Raw genomic sequence first — 17,065 nt, forward strand, 5'->3', positions numbered from 1 at the left:
ATGATATATTTCCTAGCAGCACTCAATACCAAGCACGGTCCCAAGATGAGAACAACCACAACAGCAAACCAAAAACATAAAACTTTTAGATACATGAACACGAATCAGCCAATCTGAAGCAACAAAACCCACATCAAAATCAGCAGCAATTACCACAAAACACGAAACCCACGCACCTCCGCAAGCATTTAGCAAGCACTCAAATTTAAAACATAAAATCAATGCCACTCTAGTTTAAAGAATCAGCACAATAAAAAAGCCCTGCCATATACCATGACAGGGCTATTACCAACAAATAATCTTACTTATATAGGCAGCGTCAGCGACAGTTCCTCTTTATGACGAGATGGATTTGGCAAGACGCTCTCGCCATCGCCTGCTGCATGCAGGCTGCACATCGCCTGCCGCAGAAGGTCCGCGGAATGGCCACAAACTTGTCCATCCGCCCTTTCCACTCGTTTCAGTTCCACACGCTCTCCCAACACCAGATATTCCCCCGTCGCCCCTTACTCCGTCTTCAAAGTGATAAGCGCACCATCTGCCAGGCCAAAGCCGCAACCCAGTGCGTTCAATGCATTCACCACCTCACTGTGAACCACCCCCACTTTCCCAGATACCTCGTGAGCCTCACACTAAGCCCTACAAAGAGCGACGGCCCTCCGGTATTGAGTAGCACGTGACTTTAAAGCCCAATTAGCTGACCTTCCCTAGTTTAAATAATCAACATAATAAAAACCCTGCCATATACCATGGCAGGGCTATTCCTACATTCACATGCCAAACCAGCCATTCCGAAACAGAGGGGCAGGAAATCCTTCTACTTCCGTATCACGACGGGTTTACAAGATCAGCTTACTCTCCCCTCGCGCAGTCATCCCCCAAGCCGTCTGCACTGCGCTGTTAGCGGACCGATCCATATTGCTGGTAAAACCAGCTTGACCTGCTTCCGGAGTAAAACCGCTCATGGCTTGAACCAGAGCATCCACGGCTTGATGGCTAAGCGCAGTGTAAGAACGTAAGCCGTTCTGTTGAACCTCACCCAACTCCAAGACAAGCTGAGCCCGTTTTTCGGCAAAATAGCCGCTAAAAGTCGCTACGCCGGTTTGCTCGAAGCGAGCCTGGTCGCTAGCCTCCCCAGCCTCATCGCATCGGTTCAGCAACAACTGCAAATCATCGCCATTGCGCTTGAACCAGATGTCTTTTTGATCAATATCATCCAGAACAATATAGTCATCGCCATCAACGTCAATGACTTCGCAATCGATCACCGCCTCCGAAAATACAAAACTATCGGAGCCGGCACTGCCAGCAAAGCGGTTCTGGTAACCACCCAGCACCAGCAAGTCGTCACCCGCGCCCGCATTCAGCTCACTGAATTTGGAGTCGCTATCGGCAATCAGGTGGTCGCGTCCATCTCCACCCGTGATCACCGCGTGGTAGCCCATCAACTTAATCTGATTTCGGCCATGCTCAGCCTGTAGATTGTTATGATTACCAAATATCACGGCAAAATCATCACCCTGCCCCAGGCTCACCTGATTATGGTTGCCTATCGTTACAACAAAGTCTTGTCCGTCACCCGCATCGATACGATTATAGTTGCCGGAGGTCACTAGATAGTCTTGCCCAGCCCCACCTTCAACCATGCCGCCCTCGCCAAAAACATACGCTTGGTCATTGCCATCACCCAAATACGCATGGTTGACACGGCCCGCCAGCACAGCGACATCATCGCCCGCGCCGCCAAACATCATGTTCTCCCTCCCCATCAGCACACCAGTATCATGGCCTTCGCCGCCGGAGAAGATGTTGGAGGTGCCGGTGGCATAGAAAACATCGTCGCCGCGACCGCCCCAGAAGTTGTTGTTTTCCCCCAGGTAGGCGCCCAAATCCTTGCCATCGCCCCCCCAGTTGAAATTGTAGTTTCCTAAGGAAACATGGAGGTCGCCATCACCTTGCAAATGGCCGCTGTGACGGAGGAAGTCGAAAGTCTGCTCTTGCATATTGAGCAAATCCGCACTCAAGTTTTGCTTGAGGTTTTCAAGCAATTGCTTCATCTCCGCCTGCTTATCCTGACTAAAAAGCGTGGCAAACAGGTTTGGCAATTGCAAGGCATTCAGACCAAAAGCTTTGCGATCCGTCTCCGTCGCCGCAGACTCGCTCACAGGCTTCTCGTCATCCTTTTCATCTGGTTCGGCCGCTTGCAAACCATGAGTCTTGGCAAAAGAAGATAAAGCATCCTTGCCCAAAGCTGCCCCCGCTTGCAATGCGTCCAACCAACGGCTGGGGTCGGTGAATGCAGCCAGCTGCTCTCCGCCAAACTCAGCGATGACCGACAGCATTTCACGCAGCATGGCGGGCGCGTCAATGGCCTCGCCGGTTCTGGACACCAATCCGCCTTGCGCGGTGTAATCCACGCCAAATATATCGGCCAACGTGGTGTCACCGCTGACCCCAGCCAAGCGGCCCAATAGGCGATTGCGCAGCTGGCGCGGCAAATCAGTTGGCGTAAAGGTTAAGGTGGTCTTGGCCATACCGCTAGCTGTGAACTGCTGGGTCAACAGGCCAAATAAAGAGCCCAGATTGGTATCCAGAATTGACTGGAGATTATCGCCAAATACGAAGTTCCAGTTAGCCGTGGTGATCTGGATATCCGCGCCCTGTCCGCCCACGCTGAAATTAAACGCCAATTTTTCATTCAGCTGGCGTAGCTTGTCAGCCCGGCTCAACTTGCCCCCCTCCTGCTGTCCCTTGCTGGCTTGCCACTGGTTGAACTTTTTATTCAAACCCGCCTCGATATCGCTCTTCAGACCGCGGCTACTGCGCTCATGTTGGCTGTCCAGCGCGGTCAGGCTGGCATAATCGACACTACTGGCCTGATCCAGACCCACCATATCAGCCAGATATTTTTTAGCGCCAGCCAATGTCCACTGTTCCCACTGAGCGTTCAGCCATTTGCTTTGGCGGCGATCACCAGCAATCGTTTGCAAAACACCCGCTATTCGCGCCGCTCCATCAAAGGGGTTCACCAGCGGTGGCGTTGGAATGGACTTGTCAGCCATCACGATCAAGTCATTACTGCGCCCCAGATTGAAGCTGACGTTGCGGTTACCGATAAAAAGCTGCGCTCCTTCCAAGGCGCGATAACCAGCAATATCGACACTATGTCGGCTGTCGCCATCGCCAATATGCACCATCACATTGTTATCGCCAAAAACCAGTGACTTCATTCCACCGGTGCCAACCTTGATCCCCAGGTTGGAGGTGCCCCAGTTGACAGTGGTAAACTCGCCATCCCCAAGCTGTAGCTGGATATTGCCTGAATAACTCAAGCGCTTGCTATCGGCGCCGCCAGCCTGCTCTTGCTCTGGCCTCGCCCGCTTTTTCGGGGCCTTGAACACTTCTTGATTGTCGGCGATAGCCCCCTGAGCACCGGGGCGGCGCGGCCGTCCCACTTGAGCCAGATCGATATCCCCTTCTGCCACGCCGCTGCGAATCGCCTCACGCCGCATTTGCAATTGCTGGTCATCTCCTCGGCTATACACCACTTTGTGCTCCGCAGCCTTATGCAGCCATTCGCCTTGTTCATTGCGCGTACGTTTGCGGCCCTGGGAGTCCACATCCACCGTGCTACTACGCGCCGATACGCTCACACCTGGCACCGTACGCTCCATCGTCTCGAAAAAGCTGCGCGCAAAACCATCCCGGCTAGTAGCGCTTACCAAAGAGCAGCCAACCAAGCTGACATGATCCGGTTGCTGGTTCACATTATGAGTGCGCGCAATATCATTGCTCACTTGTTGCAAACGTGTGGACAGCGCTTGAGCATCATAGCCGCTCAAGCGGTCATATCCATCCGCCCCTGCTTCACGGCCATGCCCAACCACCTGCCAGCGCAGCTTTCCGCTCAGACGGGACAATTCTCCATACACCACGCGGTATTGGCCATCCTCTCCCACTTGCACCACTACGCTCTTGCCCGGATGCTTGCCGGCCAAGCGCGCCGCCGCCCTGGCGGCCACTGGATCGTTCTCCATCTGGAAAATCAGCTGGCCGTCAAAACGGCTTTCTGCCGTATCGTGGCTACGCGGAGAAACTGGCTCGGTGCGCCATTTATCCAAAGCCGTGGACCTATCTACGGAAGGCACGCGGGGCGGCGTATCAGAGCCTGACGTACTCGATTCTGTCCCTAGCCCCTTCAAGCGTCGGCTGTCGACTGAATCGTCAGTTCCTGACTGCGACGATGCCTCGGCCTGGAATAGATTTTTGACAATCTCGCCGGCATAGTCTTTCATCAAGTCAGCACTGTTTGCATGGGTATACACGGTGGACTCGCCACTCACTTGATAGCCCGCCGTGACTAGGCGCTGTCTAAGCTTTTCACCTTCAGTTCCCATCCCTTCGCTATCAGTCAACAACATAATTGGTACTGTTTTTGGCATCCCCTCCAGATTTTTTTCAACGGAGAATTGACCATTCACCCTTTTTGCGACTGCGCCAAAAACGCCTGCCGGGCCTGCAACATCATGAGCGGCCATTCCCTTAGTCAGACTAGGCATTGGTCTATCCAGCAGTAAGCCCGCCACGGACTCGCCTTGCTTAGAAGCATAGCGCGTCAAGTCCGCAGCAATAGGCGCTCCCATGGAATATCCATGGATGATGATTTTGTCCGGCGAGACACCCCGCTCATCAACCAGATAACGGTACATTTTGCGTGCATCTTGATAGAAGCCAGCCTCATCCGGAGCACCATCGCTATTGCCATAGCCTCGTAAATTGACAGCCAGCATATCGATCCCTTGCTGGCGGTAGTGGTCTGCGATATCACTTGCTTGATCTTCACAGGTAGAGCCGGAACCATGCAGGAAAAGCACCACTTTTTTATCCGGATTATCACCTTCCGAGTGATGATAATATCCCGTCAAGCGTCCGGCCTCGCCACGCAAAGTCACTTCGCTACTCCCCCCCGAGTCCACTCCATAGCGAACCTGATCCTGCGTCAAATCCCCAACAGTACGTCGCGCCTCCCTGGAACCAAATAGTTCACGGCTGAGGAAATTCCGGATGGGATTACGCGAGGAGCCTTCCCGTGGGGCCGAGCCGTCATTTTCCATGGTAAGTACATGGTCTCTGCCTAATTCACTTCCGCGTTTGAAGCCATCCCCACCCAGCCCCTCAAGCTCTTGTCTTTTATCTGCCGAATCCTCCTCCGCAGGCGATCTATTGAACTCACCTTCCGCCCCGCTTGGGGTTCTAGACTCATCCGACTCTCCGGATGACTCTTCCGATGGGCGGCGCTCCATCCGCACTTGACCAGCATCACCATCGGGCACAAAACGAAGGTGGTCCTCTCCCGGTTGCCAGGTCACTTTCAGATTCGCCCCCATCTTCCGATAAGCCGTTTGCAGTTGGGCGACATCATGAATGACGGGTTGCCAGACCCCCCTATCGCACAAGGCCAATGGGAATGAAGGATTGGCAACTGCGCCCACCAGCGGCACGCCTTTTTCATGCGCCCCCATATGCGCCGGGTAGCTGACCTGCGGGCCGTGCTGCACCGTATGGTGTGAGCCGCGACGAAGCGGCCGGCTCTCGTCTTTGGCGGCAACCGCCGCATTCAGCATATCGCGGATGAAACGTTCGCTCCGGCTGCTGCTAGGCACTGAATGCGCGCGACCGCTAAAGCTGAGCATGTCATGCAGATCGTAATCTCCGGTATACATTTTCTGCTGCCACTGCGGACTGTTGCGCAATGTCTCGGTACTACTGCGCATGGACTCAGCGTCACTCACATCCACTGGGAGATAGTAATGGTCAGCATCCACCTTCTGAACACGTTCCCCCAAGGCTCGCGCCGCAGCATCGGCCTCATCGCGCTGATCATACAGATCCTTAGTGACATAGAAGCCAAGCAGTGCTTTGGTTTCCGGATCCCAATGACCAACCAGTCCCGCCAGCCCCAGCTGCTGCAACACCTCCAGTTTCCGGGCCCCTTCCTCTTCGCCATAGGCGCCTGCCAAAGAACTGGCCTTGACCGTTTTTTCCAGAATATCGTGTCCCTTGGCCGCTGCGCCATCCGCCAAGCGCTCCAACGTCAGTCCACCAGCCTCACGCGCGCTAACCGCGAAATTGCCCAGGCTGGATGCCACGCTGAATGCCAGCAAATGCTCTTTGGATATAAAATTGGCCGTAATCCGGCTAAAGCGGCCATCCGGCAAATCAATATCCCGGAATACATAGTCGAGCACCGGCTTCAAGGCGGGATTCTTGCGCAATAGGAAACGCTCCAGATCCGCATCCGGCTGCTTCATCACTTGCTCGACAAAGTCCAACCGCCCCGTTGAAGCACGCGCAGGACTAGATCTGTCACCTACTCCGGACGCCGAGCCCGCCAACGACGTCGCATCATGGTCTGAACCATCGTTGCTAGCGGAGGCCATAGCCCGCCGCGTCGTCTCACCTATACGAACGAGTTCCTCGCGGCTTGCGCACCAAGTCCTGCCAGACTCATCGTCAATCATCGCGTTAAGGCTGGCGAGCGCCGCGTCCGGATCGGAACGCGCCCAACGCAATACCTCCGCCCCCAATTCAGCCTCGCCGCTCCGTGCCGCTTCCCGAGCCAGTTGATATAGCCGCAGGGCCAATTGCGGATTGTCTCTCGCCACTGTCAGCAGGTCTGCGCGCAGCGCCTGCATCCCGCCCGTAAACATCTTGTCTTCGAGTTGCGCGCGCAGCCGCCCTAAGGCCGAATTGCGTCCAGAAGTAGGGTGCTCCGCCAGATAACGGCTGACGCGTTGATGCAAGGCCAAGCCGGCAGCTAGCTGCGTGTCGCCGCTGGCGGCAGGCAGCCGCTCAAGATCGTCCAGAATCGCGCGGTACGCTGGTCCCATCCGCTTGGCGAACACCGAGGCCTCCCGTTGCAACGCTTCACGCGAGATCAGGCCATCGAAAATCCGGCTTTCCGTTTCAGGAGTGTGTCGTCCACTCTCAGATCGGCGCGGCTCTCCCAAGCCTTCCAAGTCCTCGTCATCCGTAACACGTCCGCGTGAGGGAGACTCCTCATCGCCACTCTGTGCCATATGTCGCTTTATAGCCGCCACCAGCTCAGTTCGTTGCTGGGCCGTTTGTGCAGACCACACCATGTATTCAAAAATAGCGCGGCTCAGTTCTCGGGCGTCTTCCGAACCCGACGACTCTCCCAACATACCTGGCAAGTAGGCCTCTGGGTGCCATTGCAAGCCCATGACCGGCGCGCCATGGCGCGACTCATACGCTTCAACGGTCTTAGTGTCTGGATCCTCCGCCGAGATACTCAACCAGCGCGACGGAGTACCGGCCCCATCACGTAGTTTCGGCCCATCCGGGGTATCTTCATGCACAGGCACTGCCCAATGAGTCGAGTTGACACCCTCGACATTCGAATCCGCATCGACCTGGGACCCCATTACCTGGCTTGGAATCTTACCCTCCATGAGCCGGAGTTGGTGCTCCAGCTGCCACGGATTCTGACCGCTCGCTTTGTGATTATCCCGGCTGCTGGTACGCCGCAATGTCCGAACAGCCCCGCCGTAGGCTTCTAGCAAACGCCAGGAGCCCGCGCATACCGCCATAACCGGAATACCACGCGCCCGCGCGATTTCCAATAGCCTCAATTCATATGCACTGCGACTTTGATGCTCACCATTGATACGCTCAAATTTGGCTAATTGCTTCTCAAACTGCCCCTGTTGGACCTCGTACTGGGCCAGCTTCTTCTTGTATTGAGCCAATTCCGCATTGTATTTATTCTGCCGCTTCTTGCTCGCAGACGCGTCAGGAGCCTCAGGTTCGTCGGGCTTGCTGGGGGGCTCGGGGCGCATCTGTCGATTAAAGTTCAACTCCTCCGTATAAGAAGGAGAGCTTGGAGACGAAGACCCCACTTGCACATCGCTCGCAGTAGGCGCACCGGGGATATACAACAAATTAATGCCATCCAGATCGGACCACGCAGCCTTGCGATCAGGTGTAGCACTTCCACTAGCCCCCACCGGCAAGGTGACCGGCACAATTTTAAAAGGGAAAAGTGGTTCGCCGTCTTTATTCTTAAGTTGGTTTAAGGCTTCAATAGCCTTCAAGTCGTGTTCCAGATGCGCTTTGCCATTACCATCGGTACGGAAGCTGACACCTATTCTCAACTCCTTAGGCATGCTTTGCGATTCTGATGCCATTTGGTTTTGCAAAGAGGATACCTGCTTCAACAACGATGATGGCGGAAGCTCCTGCCCAGCCTGAGCCTCCCCAGCTTCACCGTCATTGCCCAAACCCTTCAGGTGCCCCTCAGCCATGCCCTTGGACCGCGACACAGGTACTTGATGCCTCGTTTGATCCGGCCCCGAGACGGAAGGAAGCCGACCTCTCACTCCTGCATTGATTTGCAAGCGATTAACCGCGGCCTTGGCGCCGCTCAAGCCGGCTAGTTCCGACTCTGTCAAGCCCGTACTGGCTTCCAAGTCCACATCATTGTCGAGCTCATCGCCGCCATCATGCTCCACTGCCTCATCCGGCTCATCTGCAATATCTCGGGGAGGGGGAGACGCTTCTCCCGTTGCACGTCTGACATCTCGCTCTGGCTTGCCATCGCCTTGTTGCTTCAAGCTCTTGGCATCGGACTGGGCCTGACCTACTTTCTGGCGGCTGCCACTTTCCGCCTGCTCACCTTCCTGCCTCGCTTGCGCTACATCCTGGCGCGCCTGATCCTGCCGAGCCGTCGCTCCTTGTTGCTGAGTCTGAGCTTGCCGGCCCTGCGTATCCCCGTTGGCAACAGCCTCCTGGACATGATCCCGTCCTTGTTGTCGCGCTTCCTCGCTGCGCTGTCGCCCCTGCTCGCTTTTCTGCACAGCGTCTTGATGCTTTGCTTGTTGCCGCTGGTGCTGATCATCCAGCTGCTGCAGGGCGCCGGAGGCCGCCGTTTGCGATTTCTCTAATTGTTCCTGAGCCTCCGCCGGCAAATTAGAAGCAAAACGATCTCGCCATGTTTGACCGGAGCCGCCCTGATAATCTTTCGCCCCAGCCGCGTCCAGCCCTTGCCTCATCTGATGCAAGCGGGATGTCGCGTCCTCGGCTTCCTTATTCAATGCACCCCTCAGCCAATCGCCATTACGGGACAATTGCTGCTCATCACTGGCCTCCAGTTGTTGCCGGCTAGCTTCGATGCCTTCCAGTTGTCGTGATTTCTCTTGCTCCAGGCGTTGACGATCCCGCTCAGCCGCGGCTTGGTCCTGGCTCACCTGCGTCCCTGCTTGTGGCACTTCGACATCAGGCATTTGTTCTGCATATGCACTGACATTGTCAATCACATAGCCCAAGGTGTCCTCCGGGCCAGTTCCGCTAAAAGAGAGGCGGTTGCTTCCCGCCGCCGCGGTAAACTGCAATTGCTTATGCTGCCACTCAGCCGCGCCCCCTTCGTTGCTGAACACCAAGACACCGTTCCAGCGCACCTCGATACCGTGATCCAGGCCCGCCTGCAAGCGGCGTGCAAAATCAAAGTCCAGAGTCACGACCTGACCAGCACGCAGTCCTTCCAAGTCCTGATAAATCGTTGTATTGCGGTCAGTGGACAATTCACTGGAGAATTGCCCATATTTTTCCTCTGCGGCCAGTCCATAGCCGCTGGCAGACCAGGCTTCAACACCATGGGTTGATTGCCAGCCATGTCCATGTTGCTCGAAATCGCCGTTGACGATTAGGTTGGTTTTTTCCCCTCCCTGTTCGTCAATCGTCAGTCGGCTGGCCTGCTGCTCTTCATCATCCACGGTATCAGGCTGGGATATCTGACCACTCAAGTCGCTGGCCAAAGTCGAGTCTGTCTGGCTGATCTCGTCCAAACCAAAACCTTGCAGCTGCTGGACTTCATCCAGAGCCACACCCGTGCCCTCCTCTTCCCCGCCGGCTTCGCCTTGCTGGTTTACAGACCCTTTTCTCGAGCTTGCCGGCAAGTTGAAACCACCCCGGCCCTGACGGGAAACACCTGAGGTCGCACCCTCATCTCCCTGCACCAAATAATTGATGGCCTGGCTGGCCCCAAGGCCTAACAATGTCTGCTTGATATTGCCAAACAACTCGGCCAATTTATTGCTTGTGGTATTGCTGCTAGCCACCGCAAGGGAGTAGAAGTCGCCATTACCTACTTTGACAACAACATTATTCCGCGCATAGGCCGCAGTAATCATCATGCCGTCGCCAACCTGGATATTGGCATTACCCTTGCCTTTCATCACCGCCACATTGAGGCCGTCGCCCCATTGGGTATTGAGGTTGTAATTGCCCCAGGCAACATTGACGGTGGTGCCTGAGCCCACTTTTAGGTTGCAGTTGAACTTGCCGTAAGTGGCAGTCACACTTAACCCATCGCCTACCATGGTGACTAGGTTGGCGTCGCCCTTGGCCGCTGTGACGTGGATACCATTCCCCACCTTGGTCACAAAGTTGGCTCGACCCAACAAAGCTTGATAACTATCACCATCCCCAACCTGAGTGATAATATTGGCATCACCCTTGGCCAGCACCACCTGTCGGCCCGCGCCCACTTTGGTCACCAGGTTGGCCCGGCCCCAGGCGCCGACGTAATCGTCGCCGTCCCCTACATGGGTCACCAGGTTGGCATCGCCCTTAACGACGCTAATCTGATCACCATCCCCCACCTTGGTCAGAACATTGGCACGCCCTTTGGCCGCACGCATTCCCACGCCGTTACCGATATGCGTCAATACATTCAGTTCTCCCCAGGCTGCTGCAATTTGGCTGCCCGTGCCCACCTTGGTCACAAAGTTGGCCTTGCCCTTGGCAAAGCCAATTTGCAGGCCATCCCCCACCTGAGTCAGCACATTACCCACATCCGAAACCAACAGGCCCACGGTGGCGCCATCCCCCACCTTGGTCAACACATTGCCCTTGCCCAACAACAAGGCAGCCGTGACACCATTCCCCACATGCGTCACTACATTGGCCTTGGCTTTCGCCAATACCCCCAGGAAGCCATCCCCCACCTTGGTAATGATATTTGCCTTGCCCAAGGCCAACACCCCTGTCATGCCATTACCTACATGGGTCATAACATTAGCCTTGCCGAACATTGCCGCCAGCGTTGTGCCGCCGCCTACCTTAGTCATCAGATTGAGGTTGCCGGCAAACAGGCCCAGGCTGACCCCATTGCCCACCTGGGTATAGATATTTGCCTTACCCACCATCAGAGCTGCTGACAGGCCATCTCCCACCTTGGTCAACACATTGGCCTTGCCTAGCATGACAGCAAAGGTCTCGCCATTGCCTATCTGGCTAAACACATTCGCGCCACCAATCATGGCCGACAATGTCATGCCATTACCCACTTTGGTTGCCACATTGCCCTTGGCCAACATCAGCGCCACAGTCAAGCCGTTGCCGATATGGGTAAAGATATTGCCTTTGGCAACCATCAAGGCTAGCGCCTTGCCATCGCCCACTTTAGTGAAGACGTTAACCATTCCACCCATCAGCGCCCAAGCATCGCCCTGTCCAATATGGGTGAACACATTTCCAGCCCCCACCATGGCGGCGATGGATGTGCCATCGCCCACCTTGGTGAAAATATTGCCTGCCGCGGCCATAATGCCTACCGTCTGGCCATGACCCACATGAGTGAGCACATTACCCCAGCCCAGCATCACGGCACTCAAATCGCCGTTGCCAACCTTGGTCAACACATTGGCCGCTCCAAGCATGATTGCCTGGGTATCGCCACGCCCGATGTGCGTCAGCACATTGACTTGTCCGCCCAGCAATGCCTGCAGCTTGCCGTCACCATGCTTGGTCAGCACATTGGCTCCGCCAAGCGCGATAACCCGAGTATTCGCCGCACCAGTTCCGTCATGGATATGAGTGATGACATTGGCGCCCCCTAACAGCCCGGCCGTCAAATCCCCACCGCCCAGCACCGATAGCACATTGCCTCCACCTGCCAGCACAGCATCCACCGGGCCTGCGCCCACTTTTGTCAAGATATTGAAACCGCCAGCAGCCAACCAACGCGCGCGCCCCCGGCCGATATGAGTATGGCTATTAAAGCCCCCCAACATCAGCACCTGGCTCTCACCATTACCCTGCTGGATGGAAATATTGCCATAAGCCAATAGGCGTGCAAGATAATCGCCATCACCGTAACGGATCAAAACATTAGCTACGCCGGCGGCGTATACATCCATACGTCCTTCTGCGCCTAAGTGCAGCAACACATTGGCCAAGCCTGCGCCACGGAAGACCAAATCCCCTCGCCGGCCCTTCTTGATGATGATGTTGGCCGCACCTGCGCCATTGAAACGAATATCACCTTGAGTCACATCCGACTCAATCAGGTTGCCGCCACCAGCACCTTCAAAAACAATATCCCCTTCACTATCGCCTGTCTGACGACGGTTTGCCACCAAATCCTGAGCGGAAAACTCCTGAGTTGCGGGCAGGCGGCCTGTTTCCGTGTGGGCAGAACTCAGTTGGTATTGAATTTCAGTAATTACAAAATCATCATTGCTAACGACACTGTAACCTGAGCTTTCTGCAATAGTCTCTTCCGCAATAGCCGCCACATGATTCCCGCATTTACGCCAAGCGCTAGTGCGGTATTTAGTCTCCCCAGTCTCCGCATCATTGACCAGATCCAGCACTACCAGCTTGGTGTAACCATCCAAGTATTTGGCAAAAATGTAACGGTTTGGCTGAGTCAGAGACTTAATGGCGGCAACATCAAGCTTATCACCAACTGGATCAATTCCGCGCCCTCCCAGCTTGGCAGAAGTAATAGCCATATTCTGTACCGCCTGCTTCACCCCCCCGCCATAACTGACCCAGCGCCCCGCCTGAACTTCATTTTCCACCACTTGCACTTGGACTGTTTTTTGACATTCATAAACCAGATTTGTCAGTCGATAAGCACCATTGCTCTGGGTAGAGGTAAAGCCAGTTTGTTCGCCTATACGCGTGGAGGCTAGTTGATCGAGATGATTACCTGCTTGGTACCAGGAGGTAGAAAGATAACGCAAAGCGCCACTGGAAGGATCATTGAACAGCTCGACCTGATTGACCTTGGTATACGTGCCATCAAAGAAGGCAAACAGATAAGTATTGGACTGGACGGTTGATTTTACCGCAGTCACAGGTCTGGCTTGGGTAATCCACTCGCCACCCAAGGATGCTGAAATTAGGCGAACTGACGCCGCTTCCGCATAGGCAAAAGGGTCTGCAGCAGCACTTCCTTGACGAGAAATGCGGTTGAATCCACCAGCCCCTTGAAAGTGGATATCACCTCTAGCCACATCAGATATAAGCCGGTTATACCCTCCCGCCCCGGCAAAAGAAATATCACCATGAGTGGAAGTAAAATCATCTTCCTCATGACGAAGCCGGGACAATTCATTCCATCCCCCAACCCCCTTAAATTCGACATCGCCATCTCGGCCTTGGCGCAGCACCTTGTTATATGCACCTGCGCCATGGAGTTTCACATCACCAGACTCCACACGAGAGCTAATAATATTAGCTAAGCCAGCCCCCGAAAAAACGACATTACCGCGCGAACCTTGATAGCCTTGGAAACCACCACGCTCCAGCTTATTCCCAGCTCCTGCTCCACTGAAATGCAGATTGCCTACCTGAGTTTGATGGTCAATCTGATTGTAACCACCTGCTCCAGAAAAAAAAATATTACCGGATACGCCTCTCCTTTTTAAAAAATTAGCTAATGCCGCGCCTTGATAGTCAACATCTCCATATTGCCCATCGTGTTCGATGGATGTTGCGCCGCTCAAACCACGAAACTCAATATTACCCGACTGAGTCTTTTCGATTGCCGCATAGCCAGCAGCACCCCTAACCTTTAACCATCCTGACTCGTCAACTATCTTTAGATAGGCAGCCCCCCCATTAACAGTGTCATCGCCCGTTCCCGTATAGACAGTGGCGCCAATCGATCCGACAGTAATGTAGTCATCACCGCCGTAAGCGTGAATGACGCCGCCGAACCCTATTGCAGTGATGGTATTATCCCCATCATCCGCAACATAACTTCCAGTAAAAAAATATTGAACACTTCTCCATACACTCATACCCATGTGAAATCCCTTATTGTTCGATCAAATCAAAAACCACTGTACCTTACGCACGCAGCAATCCTGATCCTCATGAATTGCTCCGCGCACAGTACAAGCCTGTTGGCCTTTCCTAGAAGCAAATACTCGTTGACGCAAATCCCTCACTACAGTTCGTGCATGTCCAAAAGGAGCAATCATTTCAGGAAAAAATACAAAATCACCGGACTGCCAGTCCGTGCTGATCAAATCTCGTTCCCCAGACAACAAAACATTGCGTACCGGTATAGACACCAACGCCCAGTTGCAAAAAGCAACTGGGCGTCCTTGATTATCTTCATAATAACAAAACTGACCTAATTCAAACGCTGGCAAAATTCGATGCGACCACTCCGACACAGAATAACGACGGTGTAATGGGGAATGTTGACTCAACAACATCACCCCACCCAGCATGGCCTGCCTCTGCGTCTGACTTAGTTCACACGCATGAAAAATAACGGCCACATCCTACCTCATTATCATCATTTTTTTTGACGGCCACTTTTCGATTCAGCCATCATTTCTATGCCTCCTTGCTCCGGCTCATCAGCAGCCCCAATCATGCCAACAGTAATCAAACGCTCAAACTCCTTCTCCATTCTCGAGTCCTCCAACATATTTTTAATCATTGAAACCATATACATAAAACCAGCCGCGGGCAGATGAATGGTTTGCTTCAAAACAAGTTGCTCATCCCCACTCTCTATTTTTCCCAACATCAACTTATCTTGATCTTGGCCAACAAAATGGAGAGAAAAGACGCCATTGTTATAGTTGACACTAGAGACCGTTTGTACAAATTTCTCGCTCATGCTATTAACCACTCCTAATCCATTAAAATTACGCCATTCAAAAGATACGTCGAATCAATGTGGCGCGACACCGATCCTAAAATTACTAAAGAAAACACATACAACAAACCAACTACTAACTCAGCAAAGAAAGCAATCAAACACACCTCTTCAGCATAAAACAAATCGCCTTAAAGACACACTGAATAACCATTAGCCAATCTTAATGTTCATTACCCATTGTTTATGGCTTTGTTACACGAATCAGGGCTCGCACCCGCTCGGTAGAATAGCCGCATGAGCAAGCCCCTCCCTCCCAAGTACCAAACCATCAACTGGCAAGCCTGGACTGATCCGGCTCCTGCAGGCAATCCTGACCTATGATTTGAGCCTAGGAGAATATCCATGAGCACACAGCGTTTCACCCCTGAATTCAAAGAAGAAGCCGTCAAACAAGTCACCGAGCGTGGCTACTCCGTGGCCGAGGTTTTCGCTTGGTTTGGGGTTTCTAGCCATAGCCTGTACAAGCAGGTGAAAACCTTCACTGGTTTGTCCTTATCCCCTGGGTTTTATTGCGCAAACTATGGCTTGTGCCTGTCAGCTAGAGCAAGAGATTGGGTCGCCACCTCGGGGCGTAGAACGTACCCATTCTTGGCTAGTTGGCTTCGGCAAGTTGCGCATCCGCTTCGAGCGGCGGCTGGATACGCATTACGCCTTGCTCAAGCTGGCTTTCTCATTGATATTTCTGCGATTTGTCGACAGGTTTTGTTAGCGGGTCTTAAACAGATTTGTGCAACAAAGCCCTTTTTAAAAATCAACAACTAACTCACTTTCTTATCAACGCCGAATCACCCAGTTAATCCGCTCCAACTCCGCCTCATCAAGGACTCCAGCCAATTGAGCCAATACAACTTGAGTTTTTAAATAGCCGTGCTTGCTCCTCACAATGCCGGATTGCACGTCGTAAACAGCCTGCTCCGCTTGCAGCAGATCCAGATTGGTGCGAATCCCCACCTTGACGCCCAACCGGGTTGACGCCAGCTTGTTTTGGCTAGACGCCAACAGCCGCTGCTGCGCGCGCAGCAAGGCGGCGCTGCTATTGAGGTTGCGCCAGGCTTTGCTCACCTCTTCGTCCAGCTGGCGTTGGGTTTCCAGCAAACGGTCCTGCACCGCTTGCTGCCGGGACAATGCTTCGCGCAGCTGCGAGCGATGGCCACCGCCTGCATACAAAGGCAAGGTAACGCTGACGCCCACACTGCTGCCGCGCTGACGCAGGGGGTAGCTGGCGGGATTACGGCTGTCGTTATACGCCGCGGACAAGGCCAGCACCGGCAGGTGCAGACCGCGCTTTTCCGTCACGTCCGCCTTGGCCAGCGCCAAAGCTTGTTCCGCGGCGCGCAGTTCCGGGCTATGGGCATGCGCTCTCCGCAGCCATTCGGCCAGGTTGGCATCCACAGGCGGTGCGGCGAGTACGTCGCCGGCGTGCTGCGCCTGGGAGGCATCCAGGCCGGTCAGCCGCCACAAACGTTGGCTATGCTGCGCCAACTCGTTCTGCTCGCGAATTTCCTTGGCGTCGGCGCCATCAAGCGCCGCTTGCGCTTCATAGAGGTCTAGCGTGGTGCCGGTGCCCACCGTCAGTTGGAGCTGTGCCTGCTTCAATTGCAGTTGATAGAGTTGTTTGCTGGCCGCGGTGGCTTGCAAGGCCTCCTGGGCGTGCAGCACGTCCAGATACGCTTGCACCACGGCCGCCAACAACTGCTGCTGTTTGGCTTGCCATTGGTTGTTCGCCAGTTCGCTGGCCAGCACGCCTTTCCGGTAGGCTGCCATCTTGCCAAGGTCGAACAAGGGTATGCTGAGATTGGCGCCGTAGCTGTAGGCCGCGCTTGGGCTGGCGGCGGCCGGAGTGGTCGGCATGGTGTTGGTGTGCTGATAGGAAACATTGAATTGCGGCAACAGGCCCGCCAAACCTTGCACGCGCCGTTCTTGTCCGGCGCTTAAATCGGCGCTGGCCGCCGCATATTCGGCATTGAATTCGCGCGCGGCGCGCCAGGCATCTACCAGATCGAACGCTGCCGCTGGCGCTGCCAGCATGCTCAGCAGCGCCAGATGGAGAAAATTCTGCTTGCTAATCACTTGTCC

Annotated in this window: 5 protein-coding genes; 1 reads left to right on the forward strand and 4 read right to left on the reverse strand. The window is 54.4% G+C overall.

Features of this window, described 5'->3' with window-relative positions:
- Window positions 1–839: 839 nt before the first annotated feature.
- Genes rtxA through VA599_RS10450 form a run of 3 tightly spaced genes read right to left on the reverse strand, consistent with a single transcriptional unit; the run spans window position 840 to window position 14,947 of the window.
- Window positions 840–14,117: an MARTX multifunctional-autoprocessing repeats-in-toxin holotoxin RtxA gene (gene rtxA, locus VA599_RS10440; protein WP_346788505.1), complete on the reverse strand. Its 13,278-nt coding sequence runs from the start codon at window positions 14,115–14,117 to the stop codon at window positions 840–842.
- 21 nt (window positions 14,118–14,138) lie between these two features.
- Window positions 14,139–14,600, reverse strand: a complete 462-nt coding sequence (locus VA599_RS10445) for a toxin-activating lysine-acyltransferase (RefSeq protein WP_488153980.1) — start codon at window positions 14,598–14,600, stop codon at window positions 14,139–14,141.
- A 17-nt stretch (window positions 14,601–14,617) separates the two neighbouring features.
- A complete protein-coding gene (locus VA599_RS10450) occupies window positions 14,618–14,947 on the reverse strand; it encodes a hypothetical protein (RefSeq protein WP_346788507.1) in 330 nt (109 codons plus the stop codon).
- A gap of 384 nt (window positions 14,948–15,331) precedes the next feature.
- Between VA599_RS10450 and VA599_RS10455 the strand changes: the two genes are divergently transcribed.
- The gene (locus tag VA599_RS10455; protein WP_346788508.1) at window positions 15,332–15,751 is read left to right on the forward strand and encodes a transposase; all 420 of its coding nucleotides are present in this window, start codon (window positions 15,332–15,334) and stop codon (window positions 15,749–15,751) included.
- 12 nt (window positions 15,752–15,763) lie between these two features.
- On the opposite strand, the gene VA599_RS10460 is transcribed toward VA599_RS10455, so the two are convergent.
- Window positions 15,764–17,059 carry a TolC family outer membrane protein gene (locus VA599_RS10460; RefSeq protein WP_346788509.1) on the reverse strand — a complete coding sequence of 432 codons (1,296 nt, stop codon included), beginning with the start codon at window positions 17,057–17,059 and terminating at the stop codon, window positions 15,764–15,766.
- Window positions 17,060–17,065 lie beyond the last annotated feature (6 nt).

The organism is Chromobacterium indicum, from assembly GCF_039708975.1.
Lineage (GTDB): Bacteria > Pseudomonadota > Gammaproteobacteria > Burkholderiales > Chromobacteriaceae > Chromobacterium > Chromobacterium piscinae.

Excerpts from the sequence above, each read along its gene's own strand:
- rtxA (WP_346788505.1), bottom strand. The coding sequence starts at position 14,117 with ATGGGTATGAGTGTATGGAGAAGTGTTCAATATTTTTTTACTGGAAGT.
- VA599_RS10450 (WP_346788507.1), bottom strand. The coding sequence starts at position 14,947 with ATGAGCGAGAAATTTGTACAAACGGTCTCTAGTGTCAACTATAACAAT.
- VA599_RS10455 (WP_346788508.1), top strand. The coding sequence starts at position 15,332 with ATGAGCACACAGCGTTTCACCCCTGAATTCAAAGAAGAAGCCGTCAAA.